At 59.8% G+C, this 17712-nt stretch carries 18 protein-coding genes; 9 read left to right on the forward strand and 9 right to left on the reverse strand.

The window, feature by feature from the left end; all coding sequences use genetic code 11:
- Nucleotides 1-107 precede the first annotated feature (107 nt).
- The 4 genes from pta (at nucleotide 108) to GOW31_RS18710 (ending at nucleotide 5756) form a co-directional block, all read left to right on the forward strand.
- A complete protein-coding gene (gene pta / locus GOW31_RS18695; protein ID WP_171172198.1) occupies nucleotides 108-1115 on the forward strand; it encodes a phosphate acetyltransferase in 1008 nt (335 codons plus the stop codon).
- Between the two features lie 90 nt (nucleotides 1116-1205).
- Nucleotides 1206-4025 carry a molybdopterin oxidoreductase family protein gene (locus tag GOW31_RS18700; RefSeq protein ID WP_171172199.1) on the forward strand — a complete coding sequence of 940 codons (2820 nt, stop codon included), beginning with the start codon at nucleotides 1206-1208 and terminating at the stop codon, nucleotides 4023-4025.
- A gap of 109 nt (nucleotides 4026-4134) precedes the next feature.
- Nucleotides 4135-4884: a 4Fe-4S dicluster domain-containing protein gene (locus tag GOW31_RS18705; protein ID WP_171172200.1), complete on the forward strand. Its 750-nt coding sequence runs from the start codon at nucleotides 4135-4137 to the stop codon at nucleotides 4882-4884.
- Entirely contained in the window at nucleotides 4884-5756 is an 873-nt protein-coding gene (locus GOW31_RS18710) for a DmsC/YnfH family molybdoenzyme membrane anchor subunit (RefSeq protein ID WP_152459220.1), read from the forward strand. Before GOW31_RS18705 ends, GOW31_RS18710 begins: the two co-directional genes overlap by 1 nt.
- Nucleotides 5757-5891: 135 nt before the next feature.
- Here GOW31_RS18710 and dapA read toward each other — a convergent pair whose 3' ends face one another.
- Nucleotides 5892-6764 (reverse strand): 4-hydroxy-tetrahydrodipicolinate synthase, encoded by an 873-nt coding sequence (gene dapA, locus GOW31_RS18715; protein WP_171172202.1) that lies wholly within the window; start codon nucleotides 6762-6764, stop codon nucleotides 5892-5894.
- Between the two features lie 134 nt (nucleotides 6765-6898).
- Between dapA and GOW31_RS18720 the strand changes: the two genes are divergently transcribed.
- Nucleotides 6899-8872, forward strand: coding sequence for a lytic transglycosylase domain-containing protein (locus GOW31_RS18720; protein ID WP_171172203.1), 1974 nt, complete (start codon nucleotides 6899-6901; stop codon nucleotides 8870-8872).
- Here the strand turns inward: GOW31_RS18720 and GOW31_RS18725 are convergent.
- On the reverse strand, nucleotides 8846-9715 hold the full coding sequence (locus GOW31_RS18725) for a DMT family transporter (RefSeq protein WP_171119881.1): 870 nt from the start codon (nucleotides 9713-9715) through the stop codon (nucleotides 8846-8848). The two genes, GOW31_RS18720 and GOW31_RS18725, sit on opposite strands and share 27 nt — an antisense overlap.
- The gene (gene mnmD / locus GOW31_RS18730) at nucleotides 9712-10377 is read right to left on the reverse strand and encodes a tRNA (5-methylaminomethyl-2-thiouridine)(34)-methyltransferase MnmD (RefSeq protein WP_171119882.1); all 666 of its coding nucleotides are present in this window, start codon (nucleotides 10375-10377) and stop codon (nucleotides 9712-9714) included. Before mnmD ends, GOW31_RS18725 begins: the two co-directional genes overlap by 4 nt.
- A 55-nt stretch (nucleotides 10378-10432) precedes the next feature.
- Between mnmD and GOW31_RS18735 the strand changes: the two genes are divergently transcribed.
- On the forward strand, nucleotides 10433-11467 hold the full coding sequence (locus tag GOW31_RS18735) for an FAD-binding oxidoreductase (RefSeq protein WP_171172204.1): 1035 nt from the start codon (nucleotides 10433-10435) through the stop codon (nucleotides 11465-11467).
- Here the strand turns inward: GOW31_RS18735 and GOW31_RS18740 are convergent.
- The 4 genes from GOW31_RS18740 to GOW31_RS18755 all read right to left on the reverse strand — a co-directional run bounded on the left by GOW31_RS18740 (nucleotide 11459) and on the right by GOW31_RS18755 (nucleotide 14431).
- Nucleotides 11459-12250: an acyl dehydratase gene (locus GOW31_RS18740; protein WP_171172205.1), complete on the reverse strand. Its 792-nt coding sequence runs from the start codon at nucleotides 12248-12250 to the stop codon at nucleotides 11459-11461. The two genes, GOW31_RS18735 and GOW31_RS18740, sit on opposite strands and share 9 nt — an antisense overlap.
- Before the next feature lie 15 nt (nucleotides 12251-12265).
- On the reverse strand, nucleotides 12266-12808 hold the full coding sequence (locus GOW31_RS18745) for an NADPH-dependent FMN reductase (RefSeq protein WP_171172206.1): 543 nt from the start codon (nucleotides 12806-12808) through the stop codon (nucleotides 12266-12268).
- A 132-nt stretch (nucleotides 12809-12940) separates the two neighbouring features.
- Nucleotides 12941-13612, reverse strand: a complete 672-nt coding sequence (locus GOW31_RS18750; protein WP_152459228.1) for an OmpA family protein — start codon at nucleotides 13610-13612, stop codon at nucleotides 12941-12943.
- A gap of 126 nt (nucleotides 13613-13738) precedes the next feature.
- Nucleotides 13739-14431 (reverse strand): YafY family protein, encoded by a 693-nt coding sequence (locus GOW31_RS18755; RefSeq protein ID WP_171119887.1) that lies wholly within the window; start codon nucleotides 14429-14431, stop codon nucleotides 13739-13741.
- A 106-nt stretch (nucleotides 14432-14537) separates the two neighbouring features.
- Between GOW31_RS18755 and GOW31_RS18760 the strand changes: the two genes are divergently transcribed.
- Entirely contained in the window at nucleotides 14538-14729 is a 192-nt protein-coding gene (locus GOW31_RS18760) for a hypothetical protein (protein WP_170345624.1), read from the forward strand.
- Nucleotides 14730-14731: 2 nt separating this feature from the next.
- Here the strand turns inward: GOW31_RS18760 and GOW31_RS18765 are convergent, their stop codons facing one another.
- On the reverse strand, nucleotides 14732-15379 hold the full coding sequence (locus tag GOW31_RS18765) for an RluA family pseudouridine synthase (protein WP_171172207.1): 648 nt from the start codon (nucleotides 15377-15379) through the stop codon (nucleotides 14732-14734).
- A 96-nt stretch (nucleotides 15380-15475) separates the two neighbouring features.
- On the opposite strand from GOW31_RS18765, the gene GOW31_RS18770 reads away from it, so the two are divergent.
- Together GOW31_RS18770 and GOW31_RS18775 are read left to right on the forward strand one after the other, a co-directional pair.
- The gene (locus GOW31_RS18770; protein ID WP_171172209.1) at nucleotides 15476-15886 is read left to right on the forward strand and encodes a nuclear transport factor 2 family protein; all 411 of its coding nucleotides are present in this window, start codon (nucleotides 15476-15478) and stop codon (nucleotides 15884-15886) included.
- A gap of 2 nt (nucleotides 15887-15888) precedes the next feature.
- A complete protein-coding gene (locus GOW31_RS18775; protein ID WP_171172211.1) occupies nucleotides 15889-16599 on the forward strand; it encodes an SGNH/GDSL hydrolase family protein in 711 nt (236 codons plus the stop codon).
- On the opposite strand, the gene rarD is transcribed toward GOW31_RS18775, so the two are convergent.
- A complete protein-coding gene (rarD, locus tag GOW31_RS18780; protein ID WP_171119891.1) occupies nucleotides 16590-17495 on the reverse strand; it encodes an EamA family transporter RarD in 906 nt (301 codons plus the stop codon). The genes GOW31_RS18775 and rarD overlap by 10 nt on opposite strands.
- Nucleotides 17496-17712 lie beyond the last annotated feature (217 nt).

Consider the following 17712-nt stretch of genomic DNA (forward strand, 5'->3'; position numbering starts at 1 on the left):
CGAACCCTTCCGCCGCGACGCAATGAAAAAACCCGTCGCCGTCGCAGGAATCTCGGCCGACGACATGAAAGCTCAGGAAGCTTGATCAAAGGACGAGGCCAGAGCGTATGACAATGACACCAATTGAACTGTTGCGTCAGAACGCCCCGGCCTCGCACCCTGTGATTTCTTTATGCGAAGGCAGTGATCCCCGCGTCGTTGCGGGGGCGCTGGCCGCCCACCAGGCCGGACTGGCCGATGTCATTCTGGTCGGTCCACAAGCCGAGGTCGAAGCCGCCCTCAAGAACCAGAATGCCGCTCGCTCTGACGGCGTCATGGTTCACGACCCGGCAACCTCGGACCTGACCGAGGAATTTGCCCAAACCTATTTTGAACTGCGCCAACACAAGGGCGTCGATCCGGCCAAAGCCCGTGCCACCGTTGAAACACCGCCTGTCTATGCCGCCATGCTGGTACGCAGCGGGCGGGCCACTGGAACCGTAGGTGGTGCCGTTCACACGACCGGAGACATTGTACGCGCGGCCATTCAGGTGATCGGCATGGCCCCTGATGCCGGAATGGTATCGTCTTTTTTCCTGATGTACCCGCCGGAAATCGCTCAGCCCGGAGCGCGGGCAATGCTCTATTCGGACTGCGGCCTGGTCATCGATCCCAGCGCTGACGAGTTGAGCAAAATTGCCATCGCCTCGGCCAGATCGGCGCGGGCACTGCTGCGGGTAGACCCCAAGATCGCCATGCTCAGCTTTTCGACAAAGGGCAGCGCAAAGCATCCCGACGTAGATAAGGTGATCGAGGCCACTGAAACACTGCGCCAAAGTTCCCCGGATCTCGAGGTCGACGGCGAGCTTCAGTTCGACGCGGCCTTCGTGCCCTCGGTCGGGGATCGCAAATCGCCCGGATCTTCGGTCGCTGGTCAGGCCAACGTGATGATATTTCCCAATCTCGACGCGGGCAATATCGGCTACAAGATCACGCAACGACTGGGGGGTTACGCCGCGATCGGCCCGGTTTTGCAGGGGCTGGCCCGACCCGCCAACGATCTTTCCCGCGGATGCAGCGCCGAAGATGTGACCCAGATGATCGCCGTGACGGCACTGCAAGCTATCAGGGAATAAAACTCAGAACTCGCGTCGTTTCCAGAACGATGTTCTCAAATCGGAAGGAAAGTGACAAAGTCCTCCCGACACAACCGACAGGACCCGCCAATGACCCATCAGCAGCCGATCCTTGAAACGTCTCCGAAAGTTTCGGACGAGGTCCGCAAAACCACCTGTTATATGTGCGCCTGCCGCTGCGGCATCAACGTTCACATGAAAGATGGCAAGGTTGCCTATATCGAAGGAAACCGGGACCATCCGGTCAACAAGGGGGTTTTGTGCGCCAAGGGCTCTGCCGGGATCATGCAGGTCAACGCCCCCTCTCGCCTGCGCAAACCGCTGAAGCGTGTCGGCCCACGTGGCTCGGGTGAATTTCGCGAAATCGAGTGGGACGAGGCGCTCAGCACTGCCGTGGGCTGGCTAAACGAACTGCATGAAACCGCACCGCAGAAGCTGGCCTTTTTCACTGGCCGCGACCAGAGCCAGAGCTTCACCAGTTTCTGGGCCCAGAATTTCGGCACTCCGAACTACGCAGCCCACGGCGGCTTCTGCTCGGTCAATATGGCGGCCGGTGGCATTTACACGATGGGTGGCGCGTTTTGGGAGTTTGGACAACCCGACTGGGATCACACCAAACTGTTCATGCTGTTCGGCGTCGCCGAGGATCATGACAGCAACCCGATAAAAATGGGGATCGGCAAGATCAAGGCGCGCGGCGCACGGGTGATCGGGGTGAATCCGATCCGGTCGGGCTATAACGCTGTTGCCGATGACTGGGTCGGCATCACACCCGGAACAGACGGGCTGTTCATTTTGTCGCTGATCCACGTTCTGATGAAAGCCGGCAAGATCGATCTGGATTACCTGAGCCGCTATACCAATGCGCCGGTTCTGGTGAACGCAAGCGAGGGTGCGGAAAAGGGCCTGTTCCTGCGCGACGAGGACGGCAAGCCGCTGGTTATTGATCGCAAGACGGGCGAGCCAACCGCATTCGACAAGCCCGGCGTGCGCCCGGACCTGTCGGCGACCTATGACAAGGACGGTGTGACGCACCGCCCCGTTTTCCACCTGATGGCCGAAAAATACCTCAGCGACGAACACGCGCCCGAGGCGGTGGCCGATCGCTGCGGCATCCCCGCCAAACGTATCCGGGCCATTGCCGCTGAAATCGCCAGGGTCGCTTTTGACGAAGCGATCGAACTGAATCAGGAATGGGTTGATTTTCGGGGTGAAAAGCACTCGAAGATGATTGGTCGACCCGTCAGCTTCCATTCCATGCGGGGCGTATCAGCCCATGCCAACGGATTCCAGACCTGCCGCGCACTGCATGTGCTGCAGATCATGCTGGGAACAGTCGAGGTACCGGGCGGTTTCCGCTTCAAGCCACCCTATCCCAAACCAGTCGAAGCACACCCGACGCCTCATGGCGACAGGCGTCCGGGACGTCCGCTGAACGGCCCGCATCTGGGCTTTCCACGTGGTCCCGAAGACCTGCTGCTGGACGACTGCGGCACGCCGCAACGCATTGACAAGGCATTCACCTGGGAAAACCCGATGTCCGTGCACGGGTTGATGCACATGGTGATTTCGAACGCTGCGGCTGGTGATCCCTACAAGATCGACACCCTGTTCATGTACATGGCGAATATGTCGTGGAACTCCTCCATGAACACCAAAGGTGTGATGGAGATGCTGACGGCCAAGACCGATGACGGCAATTACGTCATCCCGCGCATCATTTACTCCGACGCCTATTCTTCGGAAATGGTGGCTTATGCCGACCTGATCCTGCCCGACACCACCTATCTCGAGCGGCACGACTGTATCTCGCTGCTGGATCGCCCGATCTGCGAGGCCGACGCCGCAGCAGACGCCATTCGCTGGCCAGTGGTCGAACCCGACCGTGACGTGCGTGGTTTCCAGTCGGTTCTGATCGAGCTGGCCAACCGCATGAGCCTGCCGGGTTTCACGAATGAAGACGGCAGCCCAAAGTGGAAAGACTACGCGGATTACATCGTAAACCACGAACGACGCCCTGGCATCGGCCCGCTGGCCGGTTTCCGGGGTCCAGACGGCGACAAGGAAGGCCGCGGAGAGGTCAATCCGGATCAGCTGAATCGGTATATCGAAAACGGCGGATTTTATGTGGCGCATATCCCGGAAGGCGCGGATTACTACAAACCGTGGAACACCGCCTATCAGGACTGGGCCGTCGGGATGGGCATCTATGACAGCCCTCAGCCCTATCTGTTCCAGCTCTATTCCGAACCGATGCGCCGGTTCCAGCTGGCTGCTGAAGGTCACGGTGACCGCCAGCCGCCCGAGCACCTGCGCCAGCGCATCAAGGACACCATGGATCCGCTGCCGATCTGGTACGAAACCGACCAGCAGGGCAATGAAGGCTTCACCGTCAACGCGCTGACCCAGCGCCCAATGGCCATGTATCACAGTTGGGGCACCCAGAACGCGTGGCTGCGCCAGTTGCACGGGCAAAACCCGCTGTATGTTCCGACCAAACTGATGCGAGAACACAACCTGCAAGACGGCGACTGGGCAAAAGTCAGCTCCCCCCACGGTGAGATCACCGTGCCGGTGATGGAGATGGCCGCGCTGAATGACAACACGGTCTGGACTTGGAACGCCATCGGCAAACGCAAGGGCGCCTGGGCCTTGCAGGACGACGCGCCAGAAGCGACCAAAGGTTTCCTGCTCAATCACCTGATTCACGAATTGCTGCCGTCCAAAAATGATGGAATGCGCTGGGCCAACTCGGACCCGATCACTGGTCAGGCGGCATGGTTCGACCTGAAGGTCAAAATCGAAAAAGCCGACGCACCTGCCGATGCGCAAAGCCAGCCGAATTTCGACCCGATCAAATCTCCTGTCGGAACCGGCCCTGAGAACCTGGCCTGGAAGGTGGGCAAATGACCCGGATCCGCACTTCATCTGGCCAAAAATATCCCGGGGGTGAATTGAGCCGCAGGCTCAAGAGGGGGCTGGCCCCCTCACCTGCCCTCAACAGCAGAGGTTCCCTGACATGACCCAGCTACCAAACTCCACTGACCGCAAGATGGGCCTGGTCATCGACCTGGACACCTGTGTCGGCTGCCACGCCTGCGTTATTTCCTGCAAAGGCTGGAACACGGAAAATTACGGGGCCCCTCTTTCGGATCAGGACGCCTATGGTGCAAACCCTTCGGGCACCTTTCTCAACCGCGTGCATTCCTACGAAGTGCAACCTGCCGACGGGCATGCCCAGCTGATCCACTTCCCGAAATCCTGCCTGCATTGCGAAGACGCGCCCTGTGTTACCGTTTGCCCCACCGGCGCCAGCTACAAACGGGTCGAGGATGGCATCGTCCTGGTCAATGAAAGCGATTGCATCGGATGCGGCCTGTGCGCCTGGTCCTGCCCTTACGGTGCGCGGGAACTGGATGTGGCCGAGGGCGTGATGAAGAAATGCACACTGTGCGTGGACCGCATCTACAACGAAAACCTTCCCGAGGTCGACCGTATCCCCTCCTGTGTTCGCACCTGCCCTGCGGGCGCAAGGCACTTTGGCGATCTGGGCGACCCTGACAGCGATGTCAGCCAGCTGGTTGCAGAACGGGGCGGCATGGACCTGATGCCGGAAATGGGCACCAAACCCGTCAACAAATACCTGCCCCCGCGCCCCAAGGACACCGTGGAAGACCAGATCGACATACTGGCCCCCCTGCTGGCACCCATCGCTGACGAGCCCAAAGGGTTCCTCGGCTGGCTCGACAAGACGTTGGAGAAACTCTGATGCATCCCGCACCCTCCGTCATTCTGTTCACCACCCTGTCCGGTCTGGGATTTGGACTGCTGTTCTTTCTTGGCCTGGGGTTTCCGGCTGTCTCGGGTTGGGTGGCTTTTGTGTTCTTCGCCATTGCCTATGGTCTGGCCGTCGGCGGGCTTTTGGCTTCGACCTTCCACCTGGGCCATCCGGAACGGGCCTTGAAGGCGTTCACTCAATGGAAAACCAGCTGGCTCAGCCGTGAAGGTTGGTGTGCCGTCCTCGCGCTGGTCATCATGGGGCTCTATGCGATTGGCGTGGTGTTTCTGGACCAACGCTGGGGTTTTCTGGGCTGGATCGGCGCAGGGTTGTCGCTGGCCACAGTGTTCACGACCTCGATGATCTACACGCAGCTCAAGACCATCCCACGCTGGAACATGAACCTGACACCTGCCATGTTTCTCAGCTTCAGCCTGGCCGGTGGTGCATTGCTGGCAGGTCAGACAAGCGCAGCTCTGCCGCTGCTGCTGATCGCGGCGCTGGTGCAGATACTGTACTGGCGCAAGGGGGATCAGGCGTTTGCGTTATCGGGAACGGATCTGGGAACAGCCACCGGGCTTGGCGCACGCGGATCCGTCCGCGCCTTTGAGCCGCCCCATACCGGCACCAATTATCTGCTGCGAGAATTCGTTCACGTGGTCGGGCGCAAACACGCCGAAAAACTGCGGCTGATCTCGTTCGTTCTGGCATTCGTGCTGCCGGTTCTGCTGTTGCTGCTGCCGTTCAATCACGTCTTCGCCCTGCTGGCCGTGGCCTCGCATCTGGCAGGTGTTGCAACGTCGCGCTGGCTGTTCTTTGCGCAGGCCGAACATGTCGTGGGGCTGTATTACGGCAAACGCTGAGGGGGCTCTGCCCCCGCCGCGGCAAGCCGCGACTCCCCCGGGATATTTTTTGGCCAGATGAAGTCTGGATACATCAAAAAGAAAGGGCGGCGCTCAAGGTTTGAGGCCGCCCTTCGTCGTATTCTGAAATACCAGTCAGATCAGGCCGGCATGGGCCATTGCGGCCTCGATTGCATCCTTGGTGCTGTCTTCCAGCTCGGTCAGGGGTGAACGCACTTCGGTGCTGCAAAGGCCCAGTTTGCTGAGTGCATATTTGGCACCGACAAGGCCCGGCTCGATGAAGATCGCCTCATGCAGCGGCATCAGCTTGTCCTGATACTCCAACGCTTTTGCATAATCTCCGGCCAGCGTGGCCTGCTGGAATTCGGCGCAGAGCTTGGGGGCCACGTTTGCGGTGACCGAGATGCAGCCAACACCACCATGGGCGTTAAACCCAAGGGCCGTGGCGTCTTCGCCGGACAATTGGCAGAAATCCGCGCCGCAAGTTGCACGCTGCTGGCTGACACGGGCCAGATCGCCCGTTGCATCCTTGACCCCGACGATGCGAGGAAGCTTGGCCAGTTCACCCATCGTGGCAGGTGTCATGTCAATGACTGAGCGGCCCGGAATGTTGTAGATGATAATCGGGATATCCGCGGCCGCATGCAGCGCCTGGAAATGCGCGATCAGGCCGCGCTGAGTTGGTTTGTTGTAATACGGCGTGACGACCAGTGCCGCATCCGCTCCGACTTTTTCCGCGAACTGAACGAAGCGGACAGCTTCGACCGTGTTGTTCGACCCGGCACCGGCAATGACAGGAACGCGGCCCGCAGCGGTTTTAACAACCTCTTCGATCACCGTTTCATGCTCTTCGTGGCTGAGCGTCGGGCTTTCACCGGTTGTTCCCACAGGCACCAGCCCGGTCGAGCCTTCGGATATCTGCCAGTCCACCAGATGTTTGAGCGTTTTCAGGTCCAACTCGCCGTTGTTGAACGGGGTGACGAGGGCTGGCATCGAGCCTTTGAACATGACACGCTCCTTCAAGGTGCATTTTGCAGTTTTTACGCCGCGGTTCCTCACGTTTCCAGCTTTGTGAGTTGATCCCGGCGACGCACGGTTTATCCTCACAGGCTCTATCCTCGGTTGGTTGGGAAATGCAAGGGATGACACGCTTTCTGGCACTGTTGACTGCTGTGATTCTGTATTCGGTGACTGCGACGCATTCAGCACGGGCAGATGCTGCTGCTGATTTGCGCGCTGGACTTAACGAAATGCGCAAAGGCGACTGGAACGCAGCGTTGCGCGTATCCGGCCAGCGAGGTTCTGTATCGCGCGATATCATTGTCTGGCACTGGCTGCGCGAGGGCTTCGGCAGCTCTGGCGACGTGTTGGTGTTTCTCGAACGTCGCCCGGACTGGCCCGGGCTGGCATGGCTGCGCCGCAAGAGCGAGCCTGTTTTCACCGGTGCCGATCCAGACAGGGTTCTGAAATTCTATGCCGACATGCCGCCTCAGACGGCAGAGGGCGCGTTGAACTATGCCGTCGCCCTGAAAGCCAAGGGACGCATCGGAGAAGCGGAGGCCGACATTGTGACCGCTTGGCGCACCATGCCAATGGGTTCGGGTCTGCAAAAAAGCTATCTGGAGAACTTTGCCAAACTTCTGAAACCGCATCACGCGGCGCGGCTGGACAGAATGCTTTGGGACGGTCATCTTGTAAGCGCCGGACAGATGTTGCCTTTGGTCGGTCCGGACGAACGCAAACTGGCCGAAGCGCGCATAGCATTGCAGAAACGCCAACCCGGTGTGGACACCAAGGTGGCAGCAGTTCCCAAGTCTCTGGCGGATGCGCCCGGGCTGGCCTTCGATCGTTTTGTCTGGCGCGACAAGAAAGAACTGGATGACAGCGCCGTCGATCTGATGCTGGCACGCTCTACCGGGCCTGACGCCCTGGGTGAGCCTGACAAATGGGCCGAGGGACGGCGCCGTCTTGCACGGCTTGAGATGCGATCGGGCCGTGCGGCGCGCGCATATGACGTGGCCGCCAATCATCACATGACCCCCGAAATGGGTTACGGCTATGCCGATCTTGAATGGCTGGCCGGTTTTCTGGCGCTTCGCAAACTGAACGATCCTGCCACCGCCGTTCGCCACTTCCAGAACTTTTCGGACGCCGTGAAATCTCCGATCTCGAAAGGCCGTGGTGGCTATTGGCTTGGGCGCGCTTACGCGGCATTGGGTGACGCGGACAAGGCGTATGACGCCTATGCAATGGGGGCCGATTACCAGACCTCATTCTACGGTCTGTTGGCCGCAGAACGGATCGGACGACCGTTTGATGCGGAACTGGCCAATCCGCGTCGCGCGCCGCATTGGCGGCAGGCGGAGTTTGCCGATTCCAGCGTTTTGGAGGCCGGATTGCTGTTGTTGAAAGCCGGAGAAGCAAACCTGTCCGAGCGGTTCCTGACCCATCTGGTCGAAAGCCTTGATCCAGTGCAGGCCAATCAATTGGGCGACCTGGTTATCGAACTGAAACAGCCGCATCTGGCCGTGATGATCGCCAAGCGGGCGGCGACCACGGGAACCGTTTTACCCGCAGCCTATTACCCGGTCCATCCGGTGGCAGATATGCGATTGCCGATGGCCAAGGAAATGACATTGGCCATCGCGCGCCGCGAAAGCGAGTTCGACCCGGTTGTCGTAAGCGGTGCGGGCGCGCGCGGCCTGATGCAGGTAATGCCCGCCACGGCCAAGTTGGTTGCGGGCGAGCTGGGCATTCTCAGCGGCCATCAGACGGGACGTTTGACCACGGACTGGCAATACAACGCAAAGCTTGGGGCCAACTATCTTTCTGGTCTGGCGGCCGATTTCAACGGCAACGTTGTGATGATGGCGGCGGGGTACAATGCGGGGCCAAGGCGCCCGATCTCGTGGATGGAACGCTATGGTGATCCACGCACAGGCGAGGTCGATATCGTCGACTGGATCGAGACGATCCCGTTCAGCGAAACGCGGAACTACGTGATGCGCGTGACCGAAAGCCTGCCGGTCTACCGTGCCCGCCTGGGGCAACCCGCCCTTCCGATTCCGTTCTCGCAGGAGCTGATCGGATCATCTCTGGCGGCGTTCGCGCCATAAGGTGAACAAACCTGCGGCTACGACGATGGTTGCGCCCGCCACGACTTCGGGGCGCAACGTTTCGCCAAAGATCGAAATACCCAGGATCGCGCTCCAAACCAGGTGGAAATATGCAAAGGGTTGAACCGCACTGGCTTCGGCCATCTCATAACACTTGATCAGCAGCCAGTGCCCGAACACCCCACTGACACAAAGCAGCGCCATCCAGAGCCAGTCGCTGCGCGCCATCGGCTCCCAGAACCACATGCCAAACACGGTCATCGCCACGGCCCCGGCGACACCGGTCCAGAAAAAGCTGGTCGCCGCGCTGTCCTGACGGGCGACATATCGCGTCAAAAGACCATAGATCGCAAACAGCAATGCAGAAATCAAAGGTATGACAGCCCACGGGTTGAAGACCCCGGCGCCCGGTTGCAGGATGATCAGAACGCCGATGCAGCCGACACCGATCGCAGCCCATCGCCGCCATCCGACCTTTTCGCCCAGCACCGGCCCGCTCAGCGCGGCGACAAGCAAAGGATAACAGATGAAAACCGCCATACTGTCGATCAGGCCAAGGACCGTAAAGCCAAAGACCGCGATGCAGATCTCGGCCGCCAGCAACAAGCCCCGCAGGATCTGCAAACCCAACTGATTTGTCTTTGTGGCCGCCTTCAGCCCACCGGGGGCCCGCGCGGCCAGAGCGATAACAAAAGCCGCAAAGAACCAATAGCGGATCATGACCACCATGTAGGTGTTGTAGGTTCCGGCCAGATGGCGCGAGATACCGTCCTGCAAGGCAAAGACAATTGTCGCGCCCACCATCAAAGCGATGCCCGCGCCGACATTGTTCTTCTGGGTCATGCTTTGTGTGCCCGTGTCATGTGCCGCTTGCGACCATAGCCGGGCGTGCGGGTTACGTTGAAACCTGCACTCTCAAGTCCCCGGCGCACAAAACCTGCGGCCGTATAGGTGGCCGCGGTACCGCCCGTGACAGTGTGGCTTGCCACGTCCTGCATCAGGTCCGCGCCCCACAGTTCGGGGTTCTTGGCTGGTGAAAACCCGTCGAGAAACCAGGCATCGGCCGTTCCGTCCCAGTTCGGCAATGCCTTGCGTGCATCGCCGATCACCACCTCAAACCGAAGCGAATCCAACACACATGTGCGTCCTGTCCAATGCGCCAGAAACCGGCTGCTCCACGGATGCAATTCAGGAAAGGCCCCAAGCGCGCGCTGCATGTCTTCCGGCGCCATGGGAAAGGCTTCGAAACTGGTAAAGCGCAATGGCCCTTTCTGGCCGGATGCCTCCCATTCTGACCAGGCGGCCAGCAGGTTCAGGCCGGTGCCAAAACCCAACTCGGCAATGTGAAATCCCGGCGCAAACCGTGCAGGCAAGTCATTTCCCGCCAGAAACACATGGCGCGTCTCTTCCAGCCCGTTCTGCAACGAGTAATATGGGTCGTCGAAGCGGTCCGAGACCGGTATCTGATCTTCGGTCCACGTCAATTCGGCGCGCTGGTCTGCCATTGGGGAATCCTGTAGCTAAGCGGCGCGACACTGAACAAGGAAAAGGGAATTGGCAATGGTCGATGTGACGGTTCGCGGCGCAGGAATTTTCGGCCTGTCCATCGCCTGGATTTGTGCGCGCCGCGGTGCGAAAGTGCAGGTCGTCGATCCGTCCGGTCCCGGCGCCGGGTCCAGCGGAGGTCTGGTCGGCGCATTGGCCCCGCACGTACCGGAAAACTGGAACGCCAAGAAAGCATTTCAGTTCGACAGTCTGATTATGGCTGAACCGTTCTGGCGACAGATCGAAGACACCGGCGGGGTTTCACCCGGCTATGGCCGACTGGGCCGCCTTCAGCCGATCCCGGACGCGCGTGGTCTGGAACTGGCCCGCCAGCGCGAAGGCACCGCAGATGAGCTTTGGCAAGGCCGCGCGGAATGGTGCGTCATCACCACGACCCAAGCGGGTTCTTGGTGCCCACCCAGCCCCACAGGCTTTGTCATTCGCGATACGTTGACGGCACGAATGCACCCCCGGCGGGCCTGTGCCGCGCTGGTCGCAGCCCTGGAGGTCATGGGCGTTCACATTGTCAGTGAAGCCGAGGACAAGGGGCAGGTCATCCACGCCACGGGCCTTGCAGGATTGCAGGAACTGAACGACGCCTACGGCAAGACCGTCGGAAATGGTGTCAAAGGGCAGGCCGCCCTGTTGCGCTTCGACGCGGGGGAAGTGCCGCAACTATTCGCCGACGCGATTCACATTGTCCCGCATGCAGACGGAACACTTGCGATCGGATCGACCTCGGAACGGAATTATGAGGACCCGACCAGCACGGACGAAGCTCTGGACGACGTGATAGACCGCGCCACGCGCGTCCTGCCCCTGTTGCACGGGGCCGAGGTGATCGAACGCTGGGCCGGTGTGCGCCCGCGCAGCAAAAGCCGTGCGCCGATGTTGGGCGCCCATCCCCTGCATCAGGGGCAGTTCATCGCCAATGGCGGGTTCAAAATCGGTTTCGGCATGGCCCCCAAAATCGCCGAGGTCATGGCCGATCTTATGCTTGAAGATCGGGATACGATCCCTGATGAGTTCCGGCCCGAAGCCTCATTGTGACTGCACGACGGCTTGCATGCATTGCCGCCCGCCAGGGCCGCGCACCCACACGTTTTCACCCCTCCGGCACAACTGGGCAGTTTCGAAATGCATCAATGGCGAAGTCGCGCGGAACGAAAACGAGGCGAGCGGACCGATCAGGTCAACCGCGAAAAGCATCAGAAGCTGCGCCAGAAGCGGCCCGTGCACGACCAGCCCGCCATATCCTTCGACATCGCGCGCATAGTCCAGATCATAGTGAATACGGTGGCCATTGAAGGTCAGGGCCGAGTATCGAAACAACAACGTTGAATCGAACCCGACTTCGCGGCAATCGGTCTCATCGGTGCGCGCTCTGGGCGGTTGGGGCATTTCAGCATCCGGCGCAGGATCTTCGCGATAAACGAGATCCTGCCACTCTGTCACGCGCAACTGACCGTTCTGCCAGATCTCGTGACGCAAAGTGACAAAGCCCAACGGGCCGGACCGCCCCACCTTGGCTCTTTGACTTTCAAGAACCGATTTCTTTTCGGCGGTGATCCCTGCGATTAGAGGAACGTGAAAGGTCAACCGCCCGCCGGCCCACATTCTGCGCGGCAATCCCATATCCGGGATCAGGCCCCCAACCTTGGGATGCCCATCCCGACCCAATTCGGCGGCCGGTTGCGGGGTCCAGAAATAAAGCTGATGGAAGAAGGGCGGCAATTCCGAACCACTGGCGATCGACGGCACACCGCCCAGCGCCACCTGAAATGCGGTCGCGCGGGCCGGATCCAAGAGATCGGTCTGTCGCTCTTGCGTCATTTGCCTGACCCGCGATCAGAAACCGGCCTCGGCCCGGAGTTTCTGCATCAAGTCATGCAAAGACTTTTCGTACCGGTCCGAACGCAGCTTTCCCTGATCGTCGAATTCGTTCGAACTGTTCGCCAGATGGATTTCGGGCCCCTGAAGGATGCGCGGCTGAAATGGAACCATACAGGCCCGCAGGATCATCTGCGCCCGTTCCCCGCCTGCACGACCAGCGGCCGCCGACATGACCGCAACCGGTTTGTCGGCCCATGGATTGCCTTGCGTTCGGCTGATCCAGTCCAGCGCGTTCTTCAGAACGCCTGATGGACCCTTGTTGTACTCAGGTGTCGAAATGATCACCGCATCGGCTCGTGCGATCTGATTGGCCAGCGTATGAACCGCCTCGGGAATCCCTTCTCCGTCTTCCAGATCACCATCGTAGAGGGGCAGGTTCAAATCCGCTTCGACAAAGCTTGCCGGATCGAACAACCGTGCCGCCTCGCGCAGAAGCTTACGGTTGGTCGCGTTCTGGCGCAGAGAACCGGACAGGCCAAGAAGGGTCGGTTGGGACATCGGGAAAGCTCCGTTTCTGTGTTTCCCGCAAGTTAGACCGAGATCACCCCGATCCAAACCCCATTTGACGCACAGTCATTGCGCAATCCGAGCCGCCCATTGGGCGGCCCCGCTGTTCATGCCGCGCAGTGGTTACGCGTTTCCGCTGGGCACCACGACAATCTCGACACGCCGGTTTTGCGATTTTCCTTCGGGCGTCAGGTTGGACGCGACAGGGTTGTTTTCGCCCTGCCCGATCGTGCGAATGCGGTTATAGCTGACACCATTGGCCTGAAGGATATCGGCCACGGCATTCGCGCGACGCTCTGACAGGCCCTGATTGTAGGTTGCGTCGCCGTCGCTGTCAGTGTGCCCGATGATCTGCACGTTCGAATTCGGGTAGTTGACCAGGTTCTGGCCCACTTTCACCAGATCAGACCGCAACGCCGGGCGCACGGTCGAACTGTCGGTGTCAAAGGTGATGTCATTCGGAACAGTCACAATCAGGCGATCGCCTGCGTTGACGATTGTAATTCCGTCATTTGCCAGCTGTTGACGCAGCTCCGCAGCCTGCTTGTCCAGTTGATTGCCGATCACGCCGCCCCCGGCAGCACCGATTGCAGCACCGGCCAATGCGCCCAGACCGGGGTTCGAATTATTGGCAATCGCCCCGATTCCAGCGCCGACCAGCCCACCCAGAACGGCGCCCTGTTTGGCGTTCTGGTTCGGGTCGTCTTGTACTGTCAGCGTGCCCGGGTCGGTACAGGCCGCCAACACAAGGGCTGAACACAAACCTGTGGCCACGAAAAACTTGGAAATCGTCATGATATCACCTTCTGCTCCAGCACCCGTTATTCGGGCGTGCTTCGTTTTCCGCAGTATATCACTGGGCAGGCTTGGCGGCTCAAGCAACAATGCGGTGAAGTCGGCGAATACCCGCCAAACACGTATTCAAACCGCTTCAACGAACGTTTCTGCATTCTGTTGCTCCTGCCAGAGCTCGCGCAATGACCCGCTTTGTCCTGAAAAGCTATCTTCGGTGCATTCACTGGACCAGATACGGTCGGTGCGGAAATGGCGAAACCCGTTGCGCAATTCGCACCAGCCAGCCAGCATCGTGCATTCGATGTGATAGATCAGCGCCACAGGGCGCACGACCCGAACCGTGCGTTCGCCTTCGCCATCTTCATAGGTGATACGGATTTTCCGCTCTGCCCTGATGGCTTCGCGGTAATGCGCGATCGAAACGCAACCCTTGTTTGGATCATCCGCCGGGGCACCCCATGGGGCAACCTGCAACCAATCCGCTGGGCAATGCAATGCGTCGATCTTCTGGCATATCCGGCTGGCGGCCCTTTGCAGGTGACTGTCGCCGGTACGCGCAAGAAGAGACAGGCCAACCCACAAGGCTTCAACCTCTTCTGCATCGAAATTGAGCGGCGGCAGATCATAGCCGCGCCGCATCACGTACCCGATACCGGCCTCACCTTCGATAGGCGTCCGTTGCGCCTGCAACTCGGCAATATCCCGATAGACCGTGCGCACGGACACCTCCAACCTTGCGGCCAGCGCCTCTGCCGTGACCGGAGCGCCCGCAGCCCGCAGGATCTGGATGATTTCAAACAATCGGGTCGAACGGCGCATTGCATCCTCCTGTCAACATGCTGACACCCTAGCACACCCCACTGACAAGAGGGTGTCAGGAGTGATGGGCCAGATTGGAATGGCATCGAAAGAAGGAGCACGAAAAATGCCTTACCTCGACACCCATGTCATGATGACACTCAGGCTGGGGCAATGGTCTCAGGACCATACCCTGCGCGCCTTCGAGATCGAGCGCGAAATCGCCATGGCCCGGCAGTGCAAGCAGCCCGTTTCAAAGAAACGATCCAGACGTTTTTCGCTGGGGAATCTGAAGATGCTCTGGACCAGCACGGCCTGAGATCAGAACTCGGGCCGGGCCCGAAACTTCATCGAAACCCCACCTTCCGGGTGTTTCAGGCGCAGTTCTTCTGAATGCAGCATCAATCTGGGGAAGTCCAGCGCATCGCCCGTCGCATAGAATGGATCGCCCAGGATCGGGTGGCCCAGCGCCTGCATATGAACGCGAAGTTGATGAGACCGGCCCGTTTTGGGAAACAGACGCACACGCGTCGTATCGCCTTCGGTCTTCACGACACGCCAGTCCGTCACGGCAGGTTTGCCCGTCGCATGGCAAACCATCTGTCTGGGCCGGTTGGGCCAGTCCACGATCAGAGGCAAGTCCACGGTGCCGGTCTTGGGTTCCAGCTGCCCCCAGACACGGGCGATATAAGTTTTGCGGGTCTGACGCTGCTCGAATTGCATGCTCAGGTTGCGCTGCGCGTGCGGCGTCTGGGCAAAGACCATGACACCGGACGTGTCCCGGTCCAGCCGATGCACCAGCAGTGCTTGTGGAAATACATCCTGCACCCGGGTCAACAGACAATCTGACAGATGGGCGCCCCGCCCCGGAACCGAAAGCAGGCCCGATGGTTTGTTCACCACGATCAGCTGTGCATCTTCATGCAACACATCCAGCGGGGTTTGAGGGGGATCATAGGTGTCGCTCATGCAGGGTGCCTATCCCAGCTCGTGACCTCCCGCAACGTCGTCCTTGCATGCCCGCCCATGTTCGGTGACCTTCTCTCCAAAAGCGGAGGAGATGCCATGCACCCGACAATTGAACGCATGCAAGAGGTTGTCGCAAAGGGCGATGAGGCCTTGATCCATCAACTCCTGGCCGAAGATGTGCAGTTCCTGCCGCCCACATACTACAGCACCTGGACAGGGCGCGCACCGGTCGCTGCCGTTCTGGGGCATGTCGGGCAGGTGTTTTCAGATTTTCGTTATCGGCGCGCCATGGGCGACGGGAAAGACTGGGCATTGGAGTTTCAATGCAAAGTCGGTGATCTGGATGGTATCGGCGTGGATCTTGTTACGTTGAACGACGATGGGTTGATCCAGGTTTTCGAGGTCGTCATGCGCCCCTACAAAACGGTAGGTGCCTTGCGCGATGCCATGATGGCGCGGGTCATGACAGACGCTCGTTTTCTGGAATTCAAAAACGCGCTGAGCTGACAATGCCTCGTTCACTGGCTGCCGATCAGATTTTGCGGGTTCCCTTGCTTCCGGTGCTTGCCGCGCAGGGCCTATCGGTACGCAGGAACGCGCAGTTGCTGCCGGAACCGACTGGCCCGCGCGAAGGCCGCACAGGGCGCGGGCCGCGTCTGCGGCTTCTGATCACCGGTGACAGTTCGGCAGCCGGAGTGGGCGCAGGCACGCAGGATCAGGCGTTATCCGGCCATCTGGTCAACCGTCTGGCCGGGCACTATGCGGTCGAATGGCGGCTGGAAGCGACAACCGGGCACACCACCCAGGACACGATCGAGCGTCTTTCGCAAATGGAAGGCGAATTCGATGCTGTCGTTACGGCACTCGGAGTCAATGATGTCACCCGGGCTGTGACACGCCAGCAATTTGCGCGCCGCCAGACCCGCCTTATCCGCTTGCTTTCAGAAAACCTGGGGGCTCGTCGCATCGTCGCAACCGCAGTCCCGCAGATGAACAGGTTTCCGGCCCTGCCTCAGCCGCTGGCCTGGGTGCTTGGATGCCAGGCTGCGCGCCTGGATCAAGGGTTGCAAGAGGTTGCGGCTGCATTCCCGCATGTTCAACACCTGCCACTCGACCTGCCGGACTATCCGGCATTGGCTGCACCGGATGGCTATCATCCCAGCCCCCGGGCGTATGCGCTTTGGGCGGATGCAGCCGCGCGCCTGTTGCTTCAGGCCTGACCGCGCGCCTGCCGGATCATAGGGATCGAGTAAACGACCAGAGCCGCCCAGATCAGTGGGAATGCGATCATCCGGCCCGTGTCTATCTTCTCGCCGAACAGGGTTATCGCTGTAATGAAGATCATGGTCGGTGCGATGTATTGCAGGATGCCCATCGTGGACAGGCGCACCAGTTTGGCGCCGTTTGCATAGACCAGCAACGGCACCGCCGTCACGACCCCTGCACAGGACAACAACAAGGTGTCCGACATCGCGACACCGAAATGACCAGTGCCCCGCACACCCAGAAAGGTGACATAGACCAGTGCCGGAATCAAAAGGATCAGGACCTCAAGCAGGAAACCCTGGTTCGGCCCAATCGGCAGCGAGCGCTTGAAGAACGCGTAGAATCCCCAACTGATCATCAACCCAAGAGCCGCCCAAGGCAAACGACCGGCTTCCACCACAAGTACTACCACACCCAGCGCGGCCAATCCGACCGCGAACAATTGTGTCCGTGTCAGGGGTTCCCTCAACAGGATTGCCCCCAGCGCGATACTGAATAGGGGGTTGATGTAATAACCCAACGCCGCATCCAGTGCGTTGCCCGTGGAAATGGCCCATACGTAAATCGCCCAGTTCACGGAAATAAGCGCTGCTGTCAAAGCGGCCATACCCAACATCTTCGGATTGCCAAGCGCGGCCTTCAGATCCCGGGTTCGGCCCAGGACAACCAGCAACAACCCGGCCACAGGCACTGACCAGATAACACGGTGCGCTACAACCTCAACCGCTCCCATATGATCCAGTGCTTTCATGTACAGAGGCAAGAACCCCCACAGGACATAGGCCGTGACTGCCAGCGCAAGCCCCTTTGGTGTGTCCGTGTTCTGTGAAGGTAGAAGCGTGTCTGCCACATCGGGTCTCCGGTTGATACCGGTTCGGTTTAAGGCAGAAATGAGGGGGTTGAAAACTCTGAAAACAGTGAAGTGTCACATAACAATGTTTGATGAGTTGTCAGACCACGCTTTTCACGCGGGGTCTGAAATGCGAGGCTCTGCCTCGCGCTCCGGGATATTTGTGGCCAGATGAACAAGGGACCCGCTTTTCATCTGGCCGAAAATGTCCCGGGGG

The sequence above is a fragment of the Ruegeria sp. HKCCA0370 genome (genome assembly GCF_013033705.1).
Taxonomy (GTDB): domain Bacteria; phylum Pseudomonadota; class Alphaproteobacteria; order Rhodobacterales; family Rhodobacteraceae; genus Ruegeria.